The 24,294-nt window shown below is 58.1% G+C and carries 19 protein-coding genes and 1 pseudogene; 12 read left to right on the top strand and 8 right to left on the bottom strand.

Going from position 1 to position 24,294, the window contains the following annotated elements; genetic code table 11:
- Positions 1-36: 36 nt before the first annotated feature.
- Genes DH08_RS16485 through DH08_RS16500 form a run of 4 tightly spaced genes read left to right on the top strand, consistent with a single transcriptional unit; the run spans position 37 to position 2,529 of the window.
- The gene (locus tag DH08_RS16485) at positions 37-555 is read left to right on the top strand and encodes a TRAP transporter small permease (RefSeq protein WP_345892403.1); all 519 of its coding nucleotides are present in this window, start codon (positions 37-39) and stop codon (positions 553-555) included.
- Complete coding sequence (locus DH08_RS16490; protein ID WP_192180309.1) at positions 552-1,853, top strand: TRAP transporter large permease; 1,302 nt, start codon at positions 552-554, stop codon at positions 1,851-1,853. The genes DH08_RS16485 and DH08_RS16490 overlap by 4 nt, the downstream gene beginning before the upstream one ends.
- Before the next feature lie 20 nt (positions 1,854-1,873).
- Entirely contained in the window at positions 1,874-2,323 is a 450-nt protein-coding gene (locus tag DH08_RS16495; RefSeq protein WP_120013839.1) for a type II 3-dehydroquinate dehydratase, read from the top strand.
- On the top strand, positions 2,320-2,529 hold the full coding sequence (locus DH08_RS16500) for a hypothetical protein (protein WP_192180328.1): 210 nt from the start codon (positions 2,320-2,322) through the stop codon (positions 2,527-2,529). The genes DH08_RS16495 and DH08_RS16500 overlap by 4 nt, the downstream gene beginning before the upstream one ends.
- A gap of 596 nt (positions 2,530-3,125) precedes the next feature.
- Here DH08_RS16500 and DH08_RS16505 read toward each other — a convergent pair.
- The 5 genes from DH08_RS16505 to DH08_RS16525 form a co-directional block, all read right to left on the bottom strand.
- Positions 3,126-4,451 (bottom strand): S1 family serine peptidase, encoded by a 1,326-nt coding sequence (locus DH08_RS16505; protein WP_192180310.1) that lies wholly within the window; start codon positions 4,449-4,451, stop codon positions 3,126-3,128.
- Positions 4,452-4,513: 62 nt separating this feature from the next.
- Positions 4,514-5,740, bottom strand: coding sequence for a S8 family peptidase (locus tag DH08_RS16510; protein ID WP_210328765.1), 1,227 nt, complete (start codon positions 5,738-5,740; stop codon positions 4,514-4,516).
- 24 nt (positions 5,741-5,764) lie between these two features.
- Entirely contained in the window at positions 5,765-6,487 is a 723-nt protein-coding gene (locus DH08_RS16515; RefSeq protein WP_192180311.1) for a hypothetical protein, read from the bottom strand.
- Positions 6,488-6,502: 15 nt separating this feature from the next.
- Complete coding sequence (locus DH08_RS16520) at positions 6,503-6,979, bottom strand: hypothetical protein (protein ID WP_192180312.1); 477 nt, start codon at positions 6,977-6,979, stop codon at positions 6,503-6,505.
- A gap of 30 nt (positions 6,980-7,009) precedes the next feature.
- Positions 7,010-7,234 carry a hypothetical protein gene (locus DH08_RS16525; protein WP_192180313.1) on the bottom strand — a complete coding sequence of 75 codons (225 nt, stop codon included), beginning with the start codon at positions 7,232-7,234 and terminating at the stop codon, positions 7,010-7,012.
- 1,106 nt (positions 7,235-8,340) lie between these two features.
- Between DH08_RS16525 and DH08_RS16530 the strand changes: the two genes are divergently transcribed.
- Positions 8,341-9,066 carry a hypothetical protein gene (locus DH08_RS16530; RefSeq protein ID WP_246800882.1) on the top strand — a complete coding sequence of 242 codons (726 nt, stop codon included), beginning with the start codon at positions 8,341-8,343 and terminating at the stop codon, positions 9,064-9,066.
- A 31-nt stretch (positions 9,067-9,097) separates the two neighbouring features.
- Entirely contained in the window at positions 9,098-9,481 is a 384-nt protein-coding gene (locus DH08_RS16535) for a hypothetical protein (protein WP_192180314.1), read from the top strand.
- A gap of 684 nt (positions 9,482-10,165) precedes the next feature.
- On the opposite strand, the gene DH08_RS16540 is transcribed toward DH08_RS16535, so the two are convergent.
- Both DH08_RS16540 and DH08_RS16545 read right to left on the bottom strand, forming a co-directional pair.
- The gene (locus DH08_RS16540; protein ID WP_192180315.1) at positions 10,166-12,052 is read right to left on the bottom strand and encodes a UvrD-helicase domain-containing protein; all 1,887 of its coding nucleotides are present in this window, start codon (positions 12,050-12,052) and stop codon (positions 10,166-10,168) included.
- A complete protein-coding gene (locus tag DH08_RS16545) occupies positions 12,049-14,343 on the bottom strand; it encodes an ATP-dependent nuclease (RefSeq protein ID WP_192180316.1) in 2,295 nt (764 codons plus the stop codon). Before DH08_RS16545 ends, DH08_RS16540 begins: the two co-directional genes overlap by 4 nt.
- Positions 14,344-14,581: 238 nt before the next feature.
- Here DH08_RS16545 and DH08_RS16550 point away from each other — a divergent pair, with 238 nt between their 5' ends.
- The 6 genes from DH08_RS16550 (at position 14,582) to DH08_RS16575 (ending at position 23,418) form a co-directional block, all read left to right on the top strand.
- Positions 14,582-16,015: a Wadjet anti-phage system protein JetA family protein gene (locus DH08_RS16550; protein WP_192180317.1), complete on the top strand. Its 1,434-nt coding sequence runs from the start codon at positions 14,582-14,584 to the stop codon at positions 16,013-16,015.
- Positions 16,015-16,719, top strand: a complete 705-nt coding sequence (locus DH08_RS16555) for a DUF4194 domain-containing protein (protein ID WP_192180318.1) — start codon at positions 16,015-16,017, stop codon at positions 16,717-16,719. The genes DH08_RS16550 and DH08_RS16555 overlap by 1 nt, the downstream gene beginning before the upstream one ends.
- A 5-nt stretch (positions 16,720-16,724) precedes the next feature.
- Positions 16,725-16,937 (top strand): ATP-binding protein, encoded by a 213-nt coding sequence (locus tag DH08_RS37420; RefSeq protein ID WP_428338470.1) that lies wholly within the window; start codon positions 16,725-16,727, stop codon positions 16,935-16,937.
- A gap of 179 nt (positions 16,938-17,116) precedes the next feature.
- Positions 17,117-20,359: an SbcC/MukB-like Walker B domain-containing protein gene (locus tag DH08_RS37135; RefSeq protein ID WP_192180320.1), complete on the top strand. Its 3,243-nt coding sequence runs from the start codon at positions 17,117-17,119 to the stop codon at positions 20,357-20,359.
- Positions 20,356-21,549: a Wadjet anti-phage system protein JetD domain-containing protein gene (locus tag DH08_RS35835; protein WP_210328766.1), complete on the top strand. Its 1,194-nt coding sequence runs from the start codon at positions 20,356-20,358 to the stop codon at positions 21,547-21,549. The genes DH08_RS37135 and DH08_RS35835 overlap by 4 nt, the downstream gene beginning before the upstream one ends.
- A gap of 444 nt (positions 21,550-21,993) precedes the next feature.
- Positions 21,994-23,418 carry a phospholipase effector Tle1 domain-containing protein gene (locus DH08_RS16575; protein WP_192180321.1) on the top strand — a complete coding sequence of 475 codons (1,425 nt, stop codon included), beginning with the start codon at positions 21,994-21,996 and terminating at the stop codon, positions 23,416-23,418.
- Positions 23,419-23,612: 194 nt separating this feature from the next.
- Here DH08_RS16575 and DH08_RS36335 read toward each other — a convergent pair.
- Positions 23,613-23,863 (bottom strand): annotated as a pseudogene (locus tag DH08_RS36335) (transposase); the annotation flags it as partial.
- Positions 23,864-24,294 lie beyond the last annotated feature (431 nt).

A 24,294-nucleotide genomic window follows, 5' to 3' on the forward strand; every position in this document is an offset into this window, starting at 1 on the left:
ATCCCACTGATGGCTTTCACAGGCGGAGAATCGCGCGTGAACCCTTCGCTCCGAAACCTCGGCCGCTGGCTGTACCGGCGCGCCGAAAACGTCCTCGCTGTCATGCTGGCCGCAATGTTCGCGGCATTCCTGCTGCAGATCGTCTTTCGCTACCTGCTCAACATGCCGATCGGCTGGACCAACGAAATCAGCGTGATCCTGTGGATCTGGCTGGTGCTGTGGGGTGCAGCCTTCGTCGTCCGCGAGGAGGAGGAGATCCGCTTCGATCTCTTTTACGCATCGGCCCCACCGCGTGTTCGCCGCACCATGTTCCTCATCGCGGCCACATCGCTGATTGCGTTTTACGCGATTTCGTTTCCAGCCGTGCTCGACTACGTGACGTTCATGAAGGTCGAAAAGACCGCCTATCTGAAGATCCGCTTCGACTGGCTGTTCTCGATCTACATCATATTCGTCGTGGCGATCATTCTCCGCTACCTCTGGCTGTCCTGGCAGGCCGTGTTCGGCAAGGCGCCAAAGGAGTTCGATCCCACCAAGGCGGGGTCGGGTGTATGAATTTCGCCAGTCCGTTCTCGATCTCGGTCGTCGCGATCACCGTGCTTGCCTTTCTCGGGCTGCCGATCGGGCACTCCATGATCGCCGGCTCGATCCTCTATCTGCTGCTGGCAGGGCTCGATATGGGGACGGCGGCCGAGCAGTTGCTGAACGGGATGTACAACAACTACATCATCCTCGCCGTGCCGTTGTTCATCCTGGCTGCTGAGCTGATGAACATCGGCTCGATGACGGAACGCCTGCTGCGCTTCTGCGATGCCGTGGTCGGCCGGTTCCGGGGCGGGCTTGCCTACGTCAACGTCGTCCAGAGCATCATTTTTGCGGGCATGTCGGGATCGGCCATCGCCGATGCTGCCGGCACCGGCAAGATGATGCAGATGATGATGACCAAGGACGGCAAGTACACGCCGAGCTACGCAGCGGCGCTGACGGCTGTGACCTCGGTCATCGGGCCGATCATCCCGCCGTCGATCCCAATGGTCATCTACGCGCTCGTGTCCGATGCCTCGATCGGCTACCTGTTCCTCGGGGGCGTCATCCCCGGCCTGCTGATGGCGGCGGCGCAGATGGGGATCGTGGCATACCAGGCGCAGCGCAACAACTTTCCGGTCGAAGCGCCGACACCGCTGCGCGAACTGCCGGGCATTACCTGGCGTGCCTTCCCCTCGCTTATGATGCCGGTCGTCCTGCTCGGCGGCATTTACACCGGCGCCACCACGCCGACCGAAGCGGCGGCCGTGGCCGCGGCCTATGCTCTGGTCATCTCTGTCGTGCTCTACCGCAGTGTCAGCTTCGCCGACTTCTACCAGTCCGTGCTGGCCAGCGCGCGCACCTCGGCCTCGATCGGCATGCTGATCGCCGGCGCTCTGGTCTTCAATTATGTGGTCACCGTCGAGAACATCCCGGAATCGATCAAGGCCATTCTCATAAGCTGGGATCTTTCGCCGATCGGCTTCTTGATCCTGGTCAATAGCCTGCTCCTGCTGCTCGGCTGCGTGCTTGAAGGCACCACGATTCTGCTCGTGATCGTGCCCGTCCTGATCCCGACGGCGCGCGCGCTCGGCATCGACATGGTGCATTTCGGCGTGATGGTGGTGGTCAACATCATGCTCGGCCTGGTGACGCCGCCATATGGTTTGCTGCTGTTCATCATGACCAGGATCGCCGAAGTACCGCTGAGAGACATCGTCCGCGACGTGCTTCCGTTCCTGTGGGCGATGATCGCTTCGCTGGCTCTCATCACTTTTCTCCCGGGGCTCGTGCTCTGGCTGCCCCGGCTGCTGGGTTACCAGGGTTGATCGAAGACAAAGGAGCCGTCATGGCGAAGCCCATCTATGTGATCAACGGCCCGAACCTGAACCGACTCGGCAAGCGCGAGCCGGAAATCTACGGCACGACGACGCTGGCCGAGATCGAGGCCTTCTGCCGCGATGCGGCTGGCGACACACCCATCCGCTTCCATCAGTCGAACAGCGAAGGTCAGATCATCGACTGGATCCACGAAGCGATCGACGAGGGAGCCGGGATCGTCATCAACCCGGCGGGTCTCTCCTTCACGTCGATTGCGATCCTCGACGCTTTAAAGATGTTTTCCGGCCCGATCGTCGAGCTCCACATCTCGAACATTCACAAGCGCGAGGCCCACTATCACCATTCCTACGTGTCGAAGGTCGCGACGGCGGTCATCGCAGGGCTAGGCCCGCGCGGCTATCCTGTCGCGGTTCGTGCGGTCTTGGATCTGCAAGCGGCGGCATCGAAGGTGTCATGACCTTGAAGACCTCCATCGCCACCGTGTCGATCAGCGGCGATTTACGCGAGAAGCTCGCGGCCATCGCTGCGGCCGGCTTCGACGGCGTGGAAATATTCGAGAATGACTTTCTTGCCTTCGACGGCAGCCCTGCCGAAGTCGGCCGTATGATCAGTCCGCCAGGCCGTCGTCGAGCCTATTCTGGCCGTCAAAACCACAGACCCTGAAGACTGCCACCCCCTTGAGGCCAACAACGCCTATGTCCTCCACTGCCACGATATTCTACTAAGAATTGCCAACCGTTGGCTTCCCTTGGCGAGAGATCGGGCGAGACGCAGAATCGGCGGTGCATAGCCCTTGCGGTAGCGAATCCGTAGGTGGTCGCCAGAAGCCGTCCATGCCGGGTCGATCGCACCAGGTCGCAATTTGGGCCGACAGCGGACTGGCAGCTTCTGGTTTCTTCGGTTGCGATACACCCTTCGTTGGGTTGACGGCATTGATCGGGGATCTGGTGGAGTCCAAGCCTTCATCCGATACGCGATAGTAGCTGCATACCATCAGTCCTGCTTGAACTGACGGGGTGGGGGCTCCCTCCGCCGGACATCGTATGGTGCCATCCGCGCCGGTGTGGCGAGTTCGAGTCGGTCATTCCCCACGGCCCTCCCATCTCAAGCGGTCGCCAGCCTTCTGGACCACGGTACAGTCGAGGTGCCAGACACAGTCAGCGAGATCGCGCAGCTCTATCTCGATCGACCTTTTCATGGGAAGATCGAAGAGTTGAACAGGCTGTAGGACGAAACACAGGAGGCTGCCGAGATGCGGTTCAGTGGGTTGGACCATTTCGGTTCCTGCTCACAAAGAACACCGCCAATACCACCTGAGCGGCGAAGTAGAGCGCCAAGGCGGTCAGGGCGTAAACCGCGACCGGCTGGAGGATCGGAAAGAAGGTGACGGAGGCCCGGTCGTTGTCGCTGCTTAGCAGGTTGCCGTAGTGGTAGTTGTTATCGAAAAGCGGCCCCCAACTTCCGTCCGGATCGGTGGCGAGCCGCATTCTGCCTCCTTTGTGAAGACAGACAGGCATCGTGCGGTTTCGCGTGGTCGTGCATTCAACCGGCGTCGACTGGATGTGGGGGAAATCGGACTTGTAGAAATAGACCTCGCCCTCGTTGCCGAATTTCTTCAGGAAGTGGCCTTGGGCCAGGATCGGCAGAAGCACCAGCATCGCAAGCGTCAGAGTAGCCGTGCGGCGGGTGGAAGAGCCAACTGGCAACCGACCCATAGCGCCGAACGAGGGAACGCGCTGCCACCATGGGTGCAGGTTGCGCGACCGGGCGAAGGTGAGAAGCATGTAGAACAGTATCGGTGCCAACACCGCGAAGATTTGCATCCCAAAAAAGGAACTGAGGAGCTTGTTGGCGCCGACGGACAGCGCCCGGAAGAGATCGGTTCCTCTGTCAGCCTGCCAATGGATGAGAATGAGCGCGAAGAACACGGCCGAGAGAACCGTAAAGCCGCGCATGAACGAGGACGAAAGCGGCCTGCGCTCGATAGGCAGATCGGGCCAAAACGCCGCGATGTCGGCAGCCGGAATCATATAGGCGAAGCTGTCGGTGTCGTCCTTCGCGCGACGCACCAGCATTCCGATGGAAACCGCATGCTGGTTGTCCCACACCGCGCCGCCACTGAAGCCGCGCGGCGCGAACACATCGTCTCCTCGGTCGCCTTCCACCTGTATCCAGGCGTCGGTATTGAAGCCGCGAAACCGAGCGCTGGCATGGTTTCCCATGACATCGCCGTCCTCGATGCCAAAGACGCTCAGACTGTCGTCATCCATTCCGATACCGGTGACATCCGCCAACCGCGCAAGGCCAGCTTCCGCAGGGGCCGAGTCGGTCAGCTCAACCACCGCAATGTCGTCCTGCGGCGATACGCCCATTGGCCGCCACTCAATGACATGGCCATCAGCGATCACACCGTCGGGAAGCAGCGGGAATGCAACAACCAGACCGGCATCCGCCAACGGTTGTTCCTTCGAATCACGATCGCGTTCAAGCGCAACATTCACAACGTGAGCGGCCGTCACGAGGTGTTTCGGCGTGACAAGGACGGCCATGCCAACATGGCTGCCATCCTTGGCGCGAATCTCCACGATACCAGCGGCCTTGTCAGCCCTGATCCTGCCCGATCCACCCCTCAGCATGATCGGACCGACTACTGCGGCGCCTGGACCCGGCCCTCGCCGACTTCCAAGCGGGTCAGCGGGGGAACGACTTTCGCATGTTCCAGAATATCGCCGATGATGCGGCGAGCCGACACGCTGCCCCCTTGATCCTTCAAATTCTGCGCCCACAGCGCGGCGACCCCCGCAACATGCGGCGCGGCCATGCTGGTGCCGTTGAAGGCGACGAGCCCGCCGCCCAGCTTGGCCGATATGACAGAGACGCCGGGTGCGGCAATGGCAGGTTGTTCGTTGGAGAAAGACGCGATGCCGTATACGGCTCCCTTTTTTTCTAGCGCGGCAACCGACAAAAAGCGCTGGCCCGAGGCGGGTGGTGCTACGACAACCGTATAATCTGGCCGGCTACTTTCATTGCCCGCGGCCGCGACCAACACACTTCCCCCTACAATGCCGTCGTCGGTGGGTACGAGTGCATCGGAGAGCTGGTCGAATACCCGTGTGTTCTGCTGGTAGCCGCTCAACGCGATCGAGATGGCTTTCGGGCGCTTGTAACCCTGCCCGATCAGGTACTCGCAATAGCCGACGAAGTCCATGCCAAGCGACATAGAGATGACATGGGCGCCCTCCGACTTGGCCCAGAGGATCGCGTTGAAGATCTGTTCGGACGAGCCGCCCCCCTCGCCAAGTACCTTGCCGATCAATGCGCGATCGACTCCGCGCGCTACGCCGATGCGGGTGCCATCGACATCGCGCCCGAAGATAGTTCCCGCGCAATGCGTTCCGTGGCCGTTCGTGTCCTCAGCGCTCTCCGCCGTGAAATTCCTGAGCATCAGATTCACGCCCGCGAACGCCAGATGGGTCTTGTCGATGCCCGTGTCCAGAACTGCGACCGTAATTCCGCGGCCATCGAATGGGCTCGTAGTAGCGCCGACGTCCTCAACCCCCCAGGCTATGGTCCCGGCCTTGGCCTTGCTGACGACCTTTTTGCCCATCGGCTTGACCAGAACGAACGGCATCTTCGGCACGGCCACCGCCACGGTCGGGTCGGTCGCAATCTTTCTCGCTTTCTCGATCGTCAACTCGTCGACTTCGGTTTTCGCGTTGGCCAGCGTCTCCGCGTTGAGCCCGCGTCCGGGTCCGCGCGGCGCCGCGCGCATGCCCGCCAACGGCCCCGCTTTCGGTCCTGCCGCGATCGGCGCGGTATCGTCGCCCTTGGACTTCGGCACGCGCAGCACCACCCATTCGATCTTTCCGCTCATCACGCTTCTCCCTTTCTCATGCGCCTACAGGCCAAGCAGCGACGCGGCCGCCGTAGGCAGCGTCCCGGTTGCAGTTAAAGCTGGCTGGCCCTCGACGATCCCAAAGGTCGCACCTTCCAGAGTCACTCCGAGTGCCTGGGCCAGAGGTGGTAGGGCGAACTTCATCTTCGGTGCCGACAGCGCTTTGGAAAGCACCTCATTGAGCTTGCCTTTGAGCTTGTCGTCGAGATTGAGCGCCTTGGCTACGTTGCGTGTAACATCGTTGGAGATATTCAGCTCGGTTACCATACCTGTCGCTCCAACCTCATTGTTCGCGACGCTAAGACTGAAGTAAGCGACGACGCTTCCATTCGAACTTGGCACGCCACCTGGGCGCACGCGGAAGTGGACTTTTGCTCGCATACGATCGCCTTCGATCGATAACAGTGTACCGTTGTGGCGGAGCCTTCCGCCCAGATCGTCCCAAACGGCGTTGATCAAGGTATCGATTTTCGAGATCAGGTCCGAAAGTGCGATTGTGGTGACGACATTGATGGGACCCGCGGCCGATCGCTCCACTGCGGTGCGTATGGCGAAGACCAACGGGACATCCTCGATGGATACCGAAAACGGGAAATCTGGCAGACGCTTGGCTTGTGCCGGCGCGCGGCCGGGGAAAAGCGCCGAAAGCGCGCAGGCTGAGCCCACTACCAGTATATGCCTGCGGCCAATTCGCAGGAAACTCGATATGGGTGTCGATTCCGGCATCGTATCGCACCAGCGCTATACGATTTTGGACTTGATCGAGGCCGGCTGAGCATCGATCAGGTTATTTTGCCGCATTCTGATTTGTTCGACTTGTTCCGCAAGTTCTATAAATGGCCTGTTGCCCGGGGCTGGCGGCTCTGCTGGATAGCCGATACCGGTCGTTGGATCTTTACGTCGACCGTCCAGAAACCAAGTGATGCTGAATTCACCGCCTGACCCCCGGACCATGATCACCAATGCGATGAAATAGGCGAAAAAGCCGAGGAACAGACCTATGCCATACGCCCCGAACATCGCCTGTTTCTGTGATGCAACGTCGGAGCCAAACAGTGAAGTCACGCCGGCGCCGCCGACAATTCCAATAATTGTCGTCACATCACTGAACTGGACGTCCGCCTTACGATAGCGGTTGATGTAGTAGACAAGCCAGCCGATGACGGCGCCGAAAGCCAGCGCGCCTGCATTCGGCAACGTAGGTAGAAAATCCGCCATTTCTTTCTCCCCACCATTTTCTTGCTTAGCTTAAACGCGTTTCGCCACCGCCCACCGAAACAGCATTGCAGTGTAAACTCCGCCCAGGGCCCCACCCGTCAACTCGAGCGCGGCGTCCGGCATCAAAAGGCATAGGCAGCCCGTCAACACAAATAGGAAGTTCGCTGGTCGCACCCAATGCACAGCGCTGTGTGCCAGCAGACTGGTTAACCAGCCGCAGGCCACTCCCAGCGAAATCGCACCGGTGACGATCATGAAAACCTCTCCGCCCACAACAACTATGCACCAAACGGCAAAATATGCAACGAAAATGGCAAGAACAACCAGCTTCTATTCGGAGTTGTAAGAGTCGCCCGTCAGACCAAAAGCACTAGCATGCGACTGATATGCTGCGCAAAGCGGCCGACCAAACAAGGTGTGCGGCGCAAATTTTCTTCTGGTCGTGAATGTCCATAGCGATTTGTATTTGTTGGGTTAAACCTCGAACGGAGCTGTCACAAATAGCCAGATCTAACCTCTATGTTTTGAGAACATCTGTCACCAATTCAGGGGCAGATGCAGTTATACTGTCATGTGACGCCCGCCAATCAGAGCAAAGTGTCGCCTCGCGTGGGCGAGAGGAAACCGTCGTCATCCGGATGCGCCAATATAGGATTGTTGATGCAATGATTGTCCACGACCCGCACGGGAAGCAGTGAGCCGAGTTCGGGCGATCGTGGCCCGACATTGCCGAGCGCTAACTCACTCAGTCGAACTAGCATCTGGAACGAAATGCATCTCCGATATTTTTCGACAAGGAGCGACATTGAGCCTGGCAAGGCTTTGATGTGTTTCGAATAGGCATTTTTTGCTGTCGGTGGCGACTAAGGCTAGACATCGATCTCTAAGAAGTTCCGCGATGTCAGAAGACATTTCTTATTCTAGATGGATTGCAATGTGCAACGGGTGGCGTCATGATGAATCCACGGCTATCTATGTGGCGCTGCAACAAAGGGCTTTAAGTTTAAACCTGACAGATGCCGATGCATAGCTATTGAACATGGTTCGGAACCCTCGCAGCACATGCGAGACCGTTGAAGATCGCCACATGGAATCTCGGCTAGCACTTGTCTGCCGCTGAAGCGCTGACCTGGACCGCAAAATGCTGCGGTCCGTTTGCTCAGGCTTCTGAGCGGCAAGATAGTGTTTCTTGGCTCATGAATGACATGTCGGCGGACCGCGTCGGTGACAATTGGGGGGTTCGAATGAATTGGCTAGAACGGGCTTTCCTGGTCCTACTCACATCCTCGCTTGCTGGATGTGGTACCGTTGTCCCACAGTTGCGAGACTGGCCCTATGCCACGGACGTTCAGGGCGAACTGATGGTGCAAGCGATCGTGCGCAGCATCCGATGCGAACTGCGTCACGCCGTCACCACGGCAGTAAACGATGACATCGCGTCCGCCCACGCCAACAAAGGAAAGACTTACTCGGATTTCTTGGACAATTGGGGAGCGCAGTTGTTGTTGACATTGACTGTCGTCGAGAAATCGACGCTGAGCCCTAGTGTCAACTTAATGCCACCATCGCCCGCTTCCTCAGTCCTCAACGTCGCTGCAGGAGGTTCATTGTCATCTCAGGCCACCAGGACCGAGAAGATGAACTTCTTCTACACTGTGAAGGAACTGTATCTGCGAAAGGGGGAGGAGTGTGACGCGAGTGGTGAAGAGCGCCAAGGCTCGCTGCTTGTCAAGAACGATCTCAAGATCGCTAGCATCCTCACGTCGAGAATAAACACGGTCGCACTTGGTCAAGCGAGGGCACCCGCTGCCGGCAAGCCCAACGTGCTCTCTCACCAGATTACGTTCCAAATCGTCTCAAGCGGCAACATTACCCCGAGCTGGCGGTTGGTGCGGGCTACAATCAATCCGTCAGGCTCTTTGTTCAACACGAGCAGAGACCGTACTCAAGACCTCGTGATCACCTTCGGTCCGTTGGACAAGGCTCAAGGCGGGAAATCACTCATCGCAATCGCCGAGCAGGCTCATTTTGCATCGCAGCTCGCGAGTGGCGTCTCAAGTGGATTTAAGGCTGCGCTTCCACAGTAACAGGGCGAAACGAACAATTGGGGAGGGTTTTTTGACCAAGAAACCGCCGGGCAGTGAAGCAAGGCCTCGCAAACGAACAACACCGCAGAAGGCGGCATTGAGCAAGAAGAAAGGCGCCCCACCGGAGGCGGGGGTCAAGAGTCAAGCTGCATCCAGACTTGGCGGGATGGCCAAAACGTCCAAGGCGGCGTCGAAAATGGTCACACCATCTGGAGACGCTATGGACCCTGTGGTGGCGGCAAAGGCAGAAATTCTGGCCTTCAACGATGTGTTCCAAATGTTGGCGGCAAGAGCAAATGGATGTGGTCTCCCACCTACTACATTACGCAGGATAGGCGACCACTGGATGATTTGTTTTCTTCAATCGGATTGCAGCTATGGCCAATGTCAGGTGTACACAGGACCTGTGCCGTAAGCGATACTGCCACCTATCGCCGGCGATTGATCCACCTCTGACCGTGTCAACTGTCTGATCGGACAGGCCATGTAGGGAGGCTTATCGGCCTCGGTTTGAGCGTTCTGCGCGGCCAATGGTCTATCGCGAGACCTGTCACGGATTGAGAAGGTGAACGTGAAGGGTGGGCCTTTAAATGCGCCCAAGGTATCGCCCGGTCTTCTTCGAATGGGTGTTGCCGCAGGTTTTAGACAGCGACCGTTTTGCTCTTCAACCCGAGGAAGGCAAGTTCTCCCCTGCAGACTGGGAGCCATTCCTGCTCCACGGAAGCCATCAAGAGTGGTGGAGTCGACATAGGGCTAGCCCGTGGGGCGACATTAAGGACCGCTAGCGGCTATGGGAGTAGCCGTTTATCATGGGGGTATACCTCAGCGTGACGTAGCGAAGTCGGCATCAGCCGCAACATATGGGCTGTCGATAGCTGTTTGTGACAAGGCAGGCGTCGAGCCTAAATCCTGAAGTTGCAGGCCATGACTGACTGGCGGACCTAACGAATGTCGGCTTTATGCCAGAGCCAATCCCTTCCGCGTCCGCGCGCAATGTCCTACTTGGGGCCGAAAGCCGACTGGCAGCTTCGAGCCATCGATCGTCAGGTAGCGGTCATCGGCAAACCGCATCAAGCGATAGGCGCAGCTTAGATCTGGGCTAACGCAGTTCAGCCACAGTGAAAATGTCCTGTGCCCGAAAGAACTCTTTGGCCTTCTCCGCCGCTGCTGCAACCTCGTCCTCCGGGACATAGAAGACGACTGTTAGGTCTTTGACGGCTCGGGAGCAACATACGTAGAACAGACGCGTCGTGCGATCGAGAACGGAGTCCTTGCCTTCGGCGATATTGGCCTTGTCAGTGTCAGACAGCGGCGTGATGCCGAAGAATTTCCCGTAAGAGAATAGACTGTATTTAGCTTCCTCATCGTCGAGCACCACGAGGACCCGATCGAACTCGGCGCCCTTGACGCCTTGGTGGGTATCGAAGGGCGACTGCCTTAGCACGTAGTTCTCGTAGTTCCACATCTGGCTCGCCTGACAGGCGAAGAAGGCGATCACTGCTGCGTCGTCGTCCGCTCCCTCGTCGGCGGGTGCGGCTGGAGGCAGGCCTTCTAGGCGAGACTTGAGGCGTTCGTCGATCTGATAGAGGTTTCGATTGAGGAGCAGCGTCAGAACATCGCGGGTCGTTGTGTTTGGATCGTCAAACAGCGCAACAAGATCGTCGAGATCGGCTTTCAGCTTGTCGAGAATCTGACGGGTGGCGTCGGGCTTGAGTTTGTCCGCCTGCAGCGCTGGTGCCGTGGTGCGTAGCAATCTCATGGCGGCGAAATCCCCGCCGGTCTTTATCGCTCTCACGATCGGCATGACATACTGCATGAAGGGGCGCAGCACCCATGCGGATCCATCCAGCAAACCGTCCTTCAGGCTGCTTGAGCCATGATCATTAAGTGCGGCATAGATGTCGGGGAAACCCATGTTCTGTGCTGCCATGCGGTGAACGAGAACCATGACCTTGACTCCCTCAATGGAGTGGTCGAGCCATTTCTGGTCGCCATTTTGCCTACTGAGCCATTGGCGGACACGGTTCAGGTTGTCGCTGCGGGCATTGTCGGCCGGTAGGATGAAGATCCTCGCTGTCCCTGGCACTGAGACGAGTTCGCCGTCCGCTTCAACCATCTTGCCGCGAGTCTGCTCAAGGCCGTCTCCTTTGGCCCTGATCCTGTTGACGACGTCCAGGACGAGGCGCGGACAACGGAAGTTCTCGGGCTTGGTGATAGGCTCCCAACCGTCCTCCTTTTCAATTTCGCCGACGCCCACAAGGTAAATCTTCTGCATGGGGTCGCCAAAGAAGCCGAGGCAGAACCGGCCGGCATGCTCGACGGCGATGTTTCGAAAAGCCTCGACAACCTTCGGATCAGTGTCCTGACTCTCGTCGACGAACAGGTACGGGAAGCGGTCTGCGACGAGCCGACGCATCAGGCCACTCGCGTTTATCAGTGCTGGGCCGATCCTAAGTACGTCGTCATGTCCGAGTACGCCATCTGAATAGTTGCTGCCGATGCCGTAGGTGAACTGTTTGATGGTCTTTATGGTCTCGAGCTGTTGGTCGTAGCGGACCAGGTCCGCCTCGAGCCTTAGCTTTGTCGCCGCCTGAGTTCTGGGCTTCACCAGCCTCTCCTTGGCATCATCGATCTTCTCGTTGATACGGCCGCGGATCCATTCGCGAATGTCGTTGGTGAAGGGCCGGATGATGTTCCATAGGAAACTGTGGATGGTCGAGACATGAAAGAGCGGCGCATTGCCGACATCACCCCAGATCTCTCCCACCGCAACTTCCGTGTAGGTGATGCAGGCGATCTGCTGACCCTTCTGACGAAGACGAGGGCCGCGAAGCCTCGCCAGGCGCGCGAGCGCCTTAACCAGGGACGTCGTCTTTCCGGATCCGGCGCCCGCCTTCATGATGAAGCTGTTCGTCGGTACCTTATCGAGGCACTGGCGCAGTTGTTCGTCGGCTGGGGTGTCTGGCTGATTGACGCGGATTGTCAATTTGCTTTGCCCTCTTCTAGTGCTGCCTGTGCTCCTTCGCCGACCACTTCAACATCAGCGCCGAACTGAACGACCAACACCGGGTCGGGTCCAGGTGCTGGCGGAAGCGGAGTTGCCACCTCCTCGAGCCATTCGAGCCCCTCCCGAATGTAGCGCGGCACCGTCCATCCGTCCTGTTCCTGCTGCAGCAGCCCCAAAGCGAAGCTGGTCTTCTTGAAGTTCGAGGAAGTGACGCGTTTGTGGACCCGCTCGACGATCTGGTCGACCGTCTGGCCGGCGTGTGCCTTAAATCGCAGATTCAAGGCTTTCCGTTCTACAGCTTGGCACCAAGCGAGATTCTCAAGGGCAAATGCCTCCTCAAGGGTCCGTCCCACAACGGCCTTGGTCTCGCCATTCGACGTGAGTTCGACCGAGTTTTGATATACGATCCGGACATTCGCATCGTTCTGCGTTCGCTGTTCGGATGTGGCTTCCAGCAAGTCCGCGATGTTGCGCTTGGCCGGGAGCCACTCGATGAGCGTCTGGTTCGAGGTGACGGCGCCGGGCGTGGCGACGACGCAGGCTTGGCCAGGTTTGGGTCCAGCCGCCTCGTCTTCGTCGTCATCCCCTGGCACCGCGACCGTCTCATCAGATGGACCAGCGCCGGCCTCCGCATTTTCCACCGGGCCGAAAACGCTGTCGATGTCGGTGATCACCAGTACAGTGATGCCAATGAACTCGATTAGCCGGCGGAAGATATGGGCGTAAGCGCCACCGACTTCGAGGACGCTCAGATAAGTGGATTTAAGGCGAGGCGCCGCGATGGCGATCATTTCCGGCAGTAGGAGCCGCTCAACGTTACCCTCTACCAGGACAGCAGCGTCGGCGAAAAACAGGTCGCAATGAGTTAGCTTCATGTAGCGAACCAAGAACTCGTCCAGGGGCGGTTCGAGCTGTTGATAATACTGAGAGAGGTTCAGTACCTCCGATTGTTGCCCGACCCCATCGCCGGAGCGCCGGAAGTAGCGAACGGGGATAAAGCCGCGTTCGTAAACGATGTGCGAGGAGTGCGTCGTCACAACCACCTGACTCGTCGCGAATTCCGCATCTTCTCCTTCTACTGTCACAATCTCGAGGACCTTGCGAATGAAGACCTGCTGCAACTGGATGTGGAGATGGGCCTCCGGCTCCTCAATGAAGACGAGGTGCAGCAACGGTCTCCTGTCCTCGATCTTGAGCCATTTCGAGTGGAGGTCAAAGAGCTCGATCACCATGTAGATGAGGTTCTTGTAGCCCAAGCCATTGTAGCGGTCCGGGAGGGTCACCTGCACGTCGCCAGCCGCCTCGGTGATTGCATAATGCACCTGGGCGCCGTCCGCGGCCTGCAGGACCGCCGCCGGATTGAGGGACGACTTGATCAACAGGCGGGGGTTGGCGACTCCCGGGTAGCCCATCTGTCCGACCTGTTCCAGAAAGGGATCGAAGATGTCCTTGAGGTGCTTATTGAAGGCCCGTTCGGCATCCATCAGCGCCAACAGGGCCTCGGGATGATTTCCGCGCTCGCTCGCTCCGGTTGCGTAGATGCGGCTGATCCGTTTGGTCAGGTCTTCTGCACGAGCTCCACCAGCCGTGTCCGACAGGTGCCGTTGAGCATAGAGCATGTCGACCTTGATGAGGGAGGCCAGCACATCCTTGCCCTGCCGACCCTGCTCTCGCTCGAATGGTTGCGGTACGACCTCGCCGATAGGCTCAAAGTTGTCATCGAACCGGCTTCGGTCGAGCACGAAGTAGCGCAGCCCGAATTCGCGTTTGATGTTCGTCGACAGGAACTCGTGCATATTTCTCGGAGATGGATCGAATGCAGCCTCCCCGGCGGCCTGGCCAAGCTGCACGGCCTCGAGCGCGGCCTTTCGCCGTTCCTTAAATCGTTCTAGCAGGCCTGCCGGATCATTGGCGGCGTATTCAATTCGGACGCCAACCACCGATCCTTGCCAGTTGACGCTTGGAAGCAGTTGCAGGACTCTATAGAGATCGTTCTGGCCGACTGTAAACCACACGTCCATGGAGATCGTGGGCATCTCAGCGTCGGGCTGTTCGTCGCCGAAGGCATCCATTTGCACCCACGTGTCCACACTGAAATCGTTCACAGTCAGACCATCAGTATCGTCGCCAAGGAACAGGCCGATCGCGTGAGCCGCCGACGTCTTGCCGCTGTTGTTCGCGCCAACGAAAATTGAAATGCCTTGTTCAAGGTCGATGCGAGCGTTCTTGAGTCGGCGAAAATTCCGAATTCGAAGTGCCTGGATGTGCATAGCAAACTCCCCCGAAGACGAGATTATCGCAATCACTGCGGAGTAACCAAGCTCATTTCCACAAGCGATTTTTGTCGCAATCCTGCTCTATCAGGGGTTATTCGCGTGTGGAAGGGTTCAGTCGGCCAGTTAACTAAGTAACTGGCGTTCGCATTATAACTGTTGGCAAGACGCAGGCGTTGAAGCTACCATCGGTGTTTTATTGTCGCGCAGCTGAAATCGGGGGGCCGATTCGCGCATGCCAGAGCATTTCCTGTCGTCGACGGGGGCCGATTTGTTTAGGCCCTTCACGGGTCGGCACCGTGCCATCTTCTTTGAGGTGGTCACCGAACTCTATGAGAGAACACTTGGGGTTAACGCCGACTATGACATAGTGCTGGACCGTCACCGGCTCAACGATATCATCGTCGGCACGCTGAGCACCAACAAGGAACTCATCTTCCGAGATGGAGATAGGGATGCTGACCTCGATGATCTGGACAATGACCGGGAATATGCGGACCGGGTGCGCAAGCGTCTTCGCGATCACGGAGTTCTAGAGGATTACAATGATGCCGCGCACCTCAAGGTGCTTTGGCGCTTCACCCCGCACGGCAAACGCGTTGCCAAGATGTTCTCAGAGACTAGGCGCAAGACGTCCTTGGCTCGCCAGCGCGGTGTTCGGTCCTGCAAGGCGGCACTGGAGTCGTTTGTCGCCAACGGCAACCAAGCATTCCTTGTCGACGCCTATGAGTATGCAGCCAGTATCTTTGACGATGTCACCCAGATAGCGGACCTATTTGCCGATCATCAGCGGCGGATCATGGCGCACCAGTTCGCGAGTTCACGAGAAGCCGTCGAAGGGTATCTGCAGGGTGTGCGGGACTTCGAAAAACGAGCTGCACGATACTTCGACAGTGACAACATCTATAACCACGCCTCCGATATCATCGATTTCGCCAATCAGATCGAGAACCTGGACCCCAAGCAGCTAGCGGCGACCGATCGGCTCATTGCCGACGAGAACCCGGCGCTCGAAGACGAGGCCAAGGGTGAGCCGCTACACAGATGGATGTTGCAGCGTATCCGCCGCATCGTGGAGTCGACCCGCGATATCAAGCACGAGGAACTGCATCGCTCGGTTGGTGAGTTCTCGACCAAGTATGCCGTCCTGATTGGAAGGCTCATCAAGCTGAGCGCCTCGCGGTCCGACGACCCCATTGTTCGGTTCGCTGGAATTTCCGGATCTGCCGGCGATGCCGAGCGAGATAGGCTCGCTAGAGAACTTGCCTGGCATCTTTTGCCCCTGCGCGCGGACGTGACGGACCCGAACGACATCAAACTGGCCGAGTCGGCGCCACGTCACCGCACACCGACAACCATTGTCATGCACGAGCCGAGCCCCCAGGACCGATTGCAGGCCCTCCTCAACCAAGCTCTGACAGAAGCCTTTGCGATCTCTTCGGGTGAAGTGCTCGACCGGATCGCGCGAGCCGTTGACCTAGCCGGCGGCTCTACTTCACTGCTGTCATTGCCGGTTGCCGATGCACGACAACTCCTTGCGGCGCTCTCGGCTGTGGAGGCGATCCGAAGTGGCGGCGGCGAATCCTCTCTAAGCATTAGCCGATCCCGCGAACTACGATCGAACGGGGTGTTCCTGGCCGCGGACCACAAGATTTCGGAGCGAGCATAGTGGAGGGTATCAAGGCAAGGCTCGAGCAGAAGAACGTGCGACTGGACGACTTCCAGGCGATCAATGCCTTGCTGATAAGCCGGGGGTTCCTGTCGCGCGACGACGGCGTGCGGCACCGTACGCTTTATCACATCGCTCAGCGGGCACAGGCAGAGCTCGAGGACGTGCTGTTCTTCATGTACGGCGCCACGCTACATCATGACAAATCCACCAACCACTACCGGCTGCTGCCATTCGGCAACCGGGAGGACGGGATCCCCGATCCATCTGAAGAGATGGAGATCCGACGTGAGCTCAAGGGGTCGATTGTCAAGGACTTCGTCGCGGCACTGCTGACGCTGCGCCTCCTGCATGATGAGAAGGTCGGTGAGCGCCGGGTCGAGGCTGGCGGCCGAGTCGTCGTACGCGTCACGGAGTTCGTGGCCGCGATGAAGGTTCATTTCAGGTGCGACCTTCCCGCCACCGAGTCCAACCGCCGCTCAGTTTTCCTTAAGCTGAGAAAGCTCGGTGTCGCCGATTTCGACATCGACAACCTCAAGGATGAGGACGCCATCATCAGCATTCGCCCCGAGATCGTCACGCTCGTTTACGAGTCAGCAGTCGGTCGCGCATTGGAGACCATGCGGGAGGCTGACGAAGGCATACTCGATCCAGAGCAAATGGCCGACCTTGCCGATCTCGAACCCCTCCAGGAGGTCGGATAATGAGGATGGTGCAGGTATCGACTGTCCACTGGGGCCTCCTCCCCATCGGGGACGTTAGGATTGGAAGCGTGACATTGCTTGGCGGCGAGTCGGGCTCAGGGAAGTCATCGATCATCGACGCGATGATCGCGGTGATGACAGGCAACGAGACGCGGTTCGCCCGATACAACTCGGCCCAGACGGAATCCCAGTCGCACAGAAGACCAAGCGCAGCCTAGGCAGCTACATCCTCGGCTTTGACGACAGCGGCCCGCCGCATCGGCAGTTCGGCGCCCATGGTTATGCCGCGATCTCTTGGGAGCCGGACGACAGCGACGAGGGACCTGCCCGGCCATTCACCGCCATCATCGGCGCCGAAGTGCGGCCTGACAGAATTGGCGACCAGGTGGTTGCCCGGGTGCACGAGGAGGTTCGTCTTCTCGTCTTCGGTTGCAAGGTCTCCGCTCAGGATCTTTTGGAAACCGTTGGCAGCGAACCGCGAATAGTCCCCGTCCAGGACCTCTTGCTTGCATTGCGCCGGGCCTATGGCAAGGACAGCGTGCGTGACTTCAACACAAAAGGAGAATTCGTCGCAAGGCTGTACGCGTTGCTCAAGGGTTTGACCTCGCCCGTCGATCGGCGAGAAGCTGAGAGCTGTATGAGGGCCTTCGTCAACTCGATCGCCTACCGACCGCCAGAGGATCTGGACGGCCTGATTAGGGAGGAGATCCTCGAGGCCGACGACAACTCCGCAATGATTGAGACGCTTAAGACCACGATCATGGACATAGCCAACCTGAGGCAGGACGCCGACCGGCTAGCCAAGAATGTCGAGCGACTCGAAGAGCTTCGAAACGAAGTCAGCAGTACGGTCAAGGACCTCGTGGAGGAATGGATGTTCGCCCATCTGGCGGCCGCCTGGCAGCATAGGGATGCCGTTACCAAGCGAAATGCCGAACTCGTAAAGATCGATGAGGCCAAACGCGAGGTCGAGGCATTTCAGGGCGGCATATCGGATATCGAGAGGCAGATTGTCACGAGGAAAGAAGTCCTTCGTCGGCTTCAGGAGAAATTGAGGGAGAGTGGCGTCTATAAGGTTCGGGTGGAGCTCGAGACAAAGATCTCGTTGGGCGAGCACGAAATCGAGCAGTTCGGCGATCGATTGAAAAGCGCAGGCCTGAAACTCGTTGCCATGCGAAATGCGGTCATCGAAGTGTCAAGGAACATGAGTGGCATCGAGGCGCTTACGGACGTCGTCACCAAGCTCGAGGAAGCAAAAGAGAGGCTAGCGGCGGTCGATATTCCTGCGCTTAATGGACACTTCCTTGCCGCTCGTGACGGTCTGGGCGGCGAGAACCCAGGACAGGGACTGCGCGAGGCCATACCCGTCCTCGACCGCGCCATAGGTGCAGGCTGGCTATCCGAATTCGGGGAGAACTCGGCAATATGGCCCACGATCACTGACGCCAGGGACCAGCTCAGGGTCACCCGTAGGGAGACCCACGACGCTCAGGAGGTCAAGCGCGCTCGCCTGGGGCAATTGCGTCTGGGGCGGGTGCCTTACCCGCCAGCGACGACAAGCTTCCTTTCCTACCTTCTCGACGTTCTGCCGGAGTGCAATCCGCGAATCCTCTGTGACGTTATCGAGATGAGAGATCCGGCCTGGCAGGGCGCCATCGAGGGTTTCATCGGCGGCGACCGCTACTCGATCATCTACGACCCCTACTTCGAGAGCCGGGTGATCTCGATGCTGAGGCGGTACATCCCAGGTGGACGAACCAGACCCGTTGCGCAACTTGGCGAGGCCTTAAAGGAAGCCGCTAACGTCCAGAGAGGGTCGCTCGTCGAGAAGCTAAAGAGCGACGACGACGTCGCATTGGGCTTTCTGAAAGCTCGATACGGTCGCTCGATCTGCGTCGCGACAGAACTGGAACTGATGGGGTTGCGAAGTGGACTCTTGCGAGATGGCGTCTCTGTCCACGCATTTCAGTACCGCAACAGGAGCCTGAACGAGGACGAACTGGTATTCGGGGCAGAGGTGCGCCGACGGCAGGCCCAGCTGCTCGAAGAGCTGATCAGGGCGGCTGACAGGGAGATCGCGGAGCTCGATGAGCGTGCGAGCCGCGTGCGTGAAGCCGACAGTGTGCTTCAACGCGTTAGGCACGAGGAAGACTTACAGACCCTGGATGTCGAGCGTCTGGTTGAAGCAGGCACGACGATGAGGTCCCTACGCATCGAACTCCAACAGCTCGATGACTCGGACATCCGGGAACTTGAACTCAAAATCGCCAGCGAGGAGACGGCGATATCAGAGGCCGATCGCGAGAAGATGGATCTGTATGGAAAGCAGGTCACGGCCAGCAACAATGCCGATGCGGCCGCGAGAAAGGCGGAAGAACTGGATGCCGAAATCGACAGGTTCGAACCCGAAATGTTGCGTACCGAACGAAATTGGCGCGAAGTGCTCGAGACCGTGGCGGAACTGAAACGGCCACTTTACGAAGCGAGCTTCCGGGAGGAGATCGAATCCGGCCGCCCGCTGAAGTCGTTTGTTGATCGCAGCGCGGATCGGCGGGGCGACGTCCTGGGCGGCAAATCCGAGATTGACCGCATGATCCGCGATTACAACCGCGACGCCCGCCCGTTTCAGCAGGTGACACTCCATCTGATGAACTATGAAGGTGCCAGCCGAAACGGTCGAGCCATGAGCGAATGGCTGCACTTAATGGAGGGTCAAGTCCACCGCCAGCTTCAGCTGCAACGCGACACTGGCCTGGTGGAGAAGCACAGTCAGCTACAGCTGGCCGAGCAACGGTTCACCACAGCGTTCACAACCAACTTCTGTGCCAGGATCCTCAATAAGGTTGATGGACGCGACGACACCTATGAACAAATCAACCAGGCCCTGTCGTCGATAAGTTTCTCAGGCGACAGGGTGACGATGGTTCAGTCCGTTAAGGATGAGTATTCGAGCTATCTCGACCTCTTGCGGGCCATAAAGGCTTCGTCAAATACGGGCGCGCCGGATCTGTTTTCCGAGGGGGAGCGGTTTACCGACGAGCAAAAGGCGACCCTGGAGGAACTGCGAACGCTGCTTCTTTCCGATGATACGGAATACTCGATGAAGGAGCTCGGCCGCATCGCCGATCACCGCAACTACAAGCGCTACGACTTCAATCGCTCCGCCAAGGGAGGTGAGCACAAGTCGATGTCGACCTGGGGCACAGGTTCCGGCGGTGAGGCAGAGACCCCGTACTACATCATCCGCGCTGCCGTGTTCGCCGCGGCGTTCAAGCTGTTCGGGCAGCAGAAGACCGCCCATTTCCGGACCATGATCCTCGACGAGGTGTTCCAGAAAATGGACGAAACTCGGACTCGACGAGTGCTGAGGTTCTTGACTGAGGACATGAGACTTCAGGTCATCTGCGCTGCCCCAACTAAGTCCATGGCCGCACTGCTCGACAGCTTCGACAAGCGTGTGAGTTTCGCCAAATCACCCGAGCCCCGGAGTCTTAGCTGGATCGACGAAGTCGACATCGATCAAGAAAGGGTTCGCGAGATCTATGAGGCTCACCGTCGGAATACGGTCGAACGGGTGACCGCTGAGTTCGAGATCTCGCAAGTCGCGGCGAGCGCTGCAGAGGCGGCGGCAGCGGAATGACGCCCGAGCTTGCATTGGCTGAGCCGATCGCGCGCCGCATCTTCGAAAAGGCGTTGGACAGACTCGATCGCGCGTCCGCGGGAGACCGAACTAACGCCGTCCGTATCCCGATTGATGTCGACACCGCGCCGGAGATATGCAGTGCAGAGACAAATACTGATCGCGAGCTTGCTTGGCATGTCCTTAAAACCCTGGAGGAGGACAATTTGGGCCAGATTGAGTTCGGAAAGACAGTCCGTCACGGTCCCCCGCACGAGCGAAAGCCGGTCTTCGTCATCTCCATGCTTGCCGAGGACCGTATAAGAAGCGCCTATGCCCGCCCGAGGCGGGGGCCAAGCTACGGTGTTGTCTGGCAGCGGCTGACAGATGGCAGCGCGTTGAGCGGGCAAGCCAAAGACGTCATCCGCAAGTCGCCAATCGTCATCGCCGACCGGACGGCCGAGGAAGTTTTCGAGCGGCTGATGACGATTCGGGAAGAGCATGACCCGGTCGCCGGCGCTCTACTCCGCGAGATTTCCGCAAGGGCCTTTTGGGGACTCTCGAAGGTGCTAGACGCTCGCCACGAACTTGTGGCGGCGTTGCTGGATTTGGAAGAATGTCCCTATCCGGACCAGCCGATCCATCTTAGTGTCTATTTTGCCGGAGCCTACGACGGCCGCCTGCTGTTCATCGAAAACAAAACTTCGTTCGAGCGGACAATCCGCGACATCGACCACTCGGACGCGGGCGAGTCTGCGTATGCCGGCATGGCTATAATCTTTTGCAGCGGCTTCGTCGGCTCGTCCAAGAATTTAAGGAAGCCGCAAAGTGTGCGGCTGTTTTACGCGAACGATGAAATTTCGCTGTGGGCCTCGATCGCACCGTTCAAACGCGACCTATTTTCCTACGTCGACGTGCCAACGTTCTTCTGGGGCGATCTCGACTACGCGGGGATGGCAATCCTCAGTCACCTGCGGGGCACGTTCCGTTGCGCGACGGCATGGCAACCGGGCTATACGCTCATGCTAAGCCATTTGATCGGTGGAATGGGGCATACTCCCGAAGAGGCTCGCAAGGGTGGGCAGCGCCCAATCGAATTGACCGGCTGTCGATACGCGGATGAGGTACTTCTCCCGGTGATAGGGACATACGGTCGCTTCGTCGATCAAGAGGGTTTCCGCGTCGCCAGCATGATTGACCGACCAAAGTAGCCTCGTACACTGTACGCACTCGGGCGAGGACAATTCCGCATATAGGGCAGCGTGCGATCGGCGGCCACTCAGGGCCATTCGCTTGCGAATCGCGACCACAAGCATCCGTGTGACGCGAACGCGAGCTTCGTCATGCCCGTTCTCGCGCACCTATGATATCGAGAATGGTCGACGACAATGTCTGCTTTCAGGCAGGAGCAACGGGCACCTCTGTGGCCAAGATTCGGCGCGAACCTGACAGGCGGCTTCGACGGGCCGGATATCGAACCTTGGGCGTGGTCATTCTGGCGTTTACCGCGAGAGCTCACGTAACTCACTGGCAGTTAGAATTGGCAATCGATATCGCGAATATACCCTGTTGACTTCCAAAGCCTTAGTCTAGCGTCCTATGTGAATTGACGCTAGTTCTTCAACGAAGAACTGGCAATTAGAGCGAAACAATCGATGGCCAAGAACATTCTGATCTTTGCTGACGGAACGGGCCAAATTGGCGGTCTTCGCCCCGACCAGCGGCTTTCGAACGTCTACAAGATGTATCAGGCCATGAGGCCCGGTCCATCATCGCCGATCTCCTACCACGATCAAGTTGCCTACTATGATCCTGGCTTGGGGGCCGGCGAGATCGAAGGCGTTACTCCATCGAAGATCAAGAGCGGTCTGGAGACTGCCGTTGGCGCGGGCATCGAAGACAACATGATCGATTGCTATGCGAAGATCATTTCTTACTATGAACCAGGCGATCGCATCGTCCTGATTGGTTTTTCTCGTGGTGCCTACACCGTTCGCGCCTTGGCAAATATGATGAACCTTTGCGGTGTGCCGACCCAGCTCCGGGATGGCTCGCCAATGCCAAGGCATGGTCTGAAGCTGCGCCAAGTTGCGACAGAAGCCGTCAAATCGGTCTACAGCCATGGAACCGGTAAGCCGCGGGTTGAGCAACCCTATTTTGCCCAACGGGAGGAAAAGGGGCGTAGGTTCCGAGTCAGTTATGGCTGCACTACGTCTGACGGTTCAGATAACTTGCGTGGAAACGTCGAACCTAGCTTTGTTGGTGTATTCGATACGGTTGCTGCTCTCCAGAATTCGGCAGTGACAGGATTGGTCCGCGGAACATTTTGGGGCGCAGCCTTGCTGTTTCTCGCAAGCATGTTCTTTGGCTGGCACTGGGCTTTGTTGCTGATTTTTGGCCTGTTGACCGGCGCCGCTTTGGTTGGCTACGTCCTAACAGTTAGAGGACAAATTCGATATTTCGAGGAGGATCCCGATCATCCGCTCAAACTTTGGAACCCTCTGAATTGGCAGAAAGCTCTCCGAAATGTCCATCGCGCCTATTGGCGCAAGGAACACTATGACATGTGGCTATCACCGAAGGTGGGTTTTGCGCGCCACGCTTTATCCATTGATGAGAATCGGGCCGATTTCCCGAGGGTGGGGTGGGCGACGCAAACTGCAGTTCAGGCGAATAAAGACAAAAAGCCAAAATGGCTTGATCAGATTTGGTTTGCTGGATGCCACAGTGATGTCGGTGGCAGTTATCAAGAAGATGAATCTAGGCTGAGCGATATATCGCTGGACTGGATGGTGACTGAGCTCAAAGATTGCATACCATCGATAATCATTAGGGACGAGCTTCTGGTCACCACGCCAAACGCATTTGGCCTACAGCACGATGAAATTTGGATGGTCGATAAATGGTACTTCAAAAGGAAATGGAAGCGTAAGCCGCGACTCGTAGAATCTGAGTTTCGTTTACACTCCACGGTTCTTGAACGACTAGCGGCTGAGGCGGTGCCCAATCCTGAAGCTTCTGAACCATATCGTCCTGAGCAGCTGGCTAATCATCCTCAAGCTTCCAGTTTTTTTCGTTAGCCACTGCCGTCATTTATCCAGCGTGGCACGTGTGTTGGATGTTCACTGTCGATTGGCAAAGCCGAGCCGAGCCAGTGTGCCGAAACTGCCTTTCCGGGACGAAGATACCGACAAGCGGCCATTCCGCTGACGACCCAAAGTCGGTCATACGCATGTCGTGGACGCTGGATTAAAACCAGCCGTAGGTTCAACTTCTGATGGGCGCGGATGACGGTGGCATCCACGCATAGCCATTCGAAATCCCGTCATGGCTCAGCGTCTGGAAGAGATCATGCAAGACGCCCGCTCTACCCAGTCATAGTAGCGACGCTTCACCGTGCGGTGGTCGCCGAACCACTCCGGCAGGTCGCGCCAGCGCTCCGGAGCGCGCCATCCAGAAAATCGCATCCATGAACAGCCGGTTGTTGGTGCGCGGGCCGAGCTTGCCCTTGCAGCCGCCGGGCATCAATAGTGCTAACCGCGCCCATTGCGCGTCACTCAAACGGTCAGGATCCTATCCTTCAACCAAGACTGACTTATCGCAATAATCAGTCTCGAATCTGATTTGCGCGACCTGGGAAATCCTAAACCGTTAAATCCCCACCACGACCTAGGGCACGTGCGCCGAAATTCAGAAGTGGGATAGCCAATGTCGTCAGCGCTGTTGCGTGGATGCGCAGGCCCGGTCGGCAGGCACGATCGCTTGTCGCAAAGGCTCAACGGTAACTCCGCTGCCCTAGGCTAGCACTCGGGCTCGCTTTAGTTCCAATATGATGCCGCTTTCTGGTCGTAGCGTCGGGCTTGTGTTGCTGTGTAACAAACTGAGTAACAGGGAACTAAAAAACACAAATATTTTCAATGCGTTGGCTAGGGATTCGAAAGACGCTCTCTCCGCCA

Origin of the sequence: Mesorhizobium amorphae (assembly GCF_014843845.1) — a bacterium.
GTDB classification, from domain to species: Bacteria; Pseudomonadota; Alphaproteobacteria; order Rhizobiales; family Rhizobiaceae; genus Mesorhizobium; species Mesorhizobium amorphae_A.

What these genes read in the sequence shown, in the direction of transcription:
- DH08_RS16490 (WP_192180309.1), top strand. Translation starts at nt 552, where the DNA reads ATGAATTTCGCCAGTCCGTTCTCGATCTCGGTCGTCGCGATCACCGTG.
- DH08_RS16495 (WP_120013839.1), top strand. Translation starts at nt 1,874, where the DNA reads ATGGCGAAGCCCATCTATGTGATCAACGGCCCGAACCTGAACCGACTC.
- DH08_RS16500 (WP_192180328.1), top strand. Translation starts at nt 2,320, where the DNA reads ATGACCTTGAAGACCTCCATCGCCACCGTGTCGATCAGCGGCGATTTA.
- DH08_RS16510 (WP_210328765.1), bottom strand. Translation starts at nt 5,740, where the DNA reads ATGAGCGGAAAGATCGAATGGGTGGTGCTGCGCGTGCCGAAGTCCAAG.
- DH08_RS16515 (WP_192180311.1), bottom strand. Translation starts at nt 6,487, where the DNA reads ATGCCGGAATCGACACCCATATCGAGTTTCCTGCGAATTGGCCGCAGG.
- DH08_RS16520 (WP_192180312.1), bottom strand. Translation starts at nt 6,979, where the DNA reads ATGGCGGATTTTCTACCTACGTTGCCGAATGCAGGCGCGCTGGCTTTC.
- DH08_RS16525 (WP_192180313.1), bottom strand. Translation starts at nt 7,234, where the DNA reads ATGATCGTCACCGGTGCGATTTCGCTGGGAGTGGCCTGCGGCTGGTTA.
- DH08_RS16530 (WP_246800882.1), top strand. Translation starts at nt 8,341, where the DNA reads ATGGTGCAAGCGATCGTGCGCAGCATCCGATGCGAACTGCGTCACGCC.
- DH08_RS16545 (WP_192180316.1), bottom strand. Translation starts at nt 14,343, where the DNA reads ATGCACATCCAGGCACTTCGAATTCGGAATTTTCGCCGACTCAAGAAC.
- DH08_RS16550 (WP_192180317.1), top strand. Translation starts at nt 14,582, where the DNA reads ATGCCAGAGCATTTCCTGTCGTCGACGGGGGCCGATTTGTTTAGGCCC.
- DH08_RS37420 (WP_428338470.1), top strand. Translation starts at nt 16,725, where the DNA reads ATGGTGCAGGTATCGACTGTCCACTGGGGCCTCCTCCCCATCGGGGAC.
- DH08_RS35835 (WP_210328766.1), top strand. Translation starts at nt 20,356, where the DNA reads ATGACGCCCGAGCTTGCATTGGCTGAGCCGATCGCGCGCCGCATCTTC.
- DH08_RS16575 (WP_192180321.1), top strand. Translation starts at nt 21,994, where the DNA reads ATGGCCAAGAACATTCTGATCTTTGCTGACGGAACGGGCCAAATTGGC.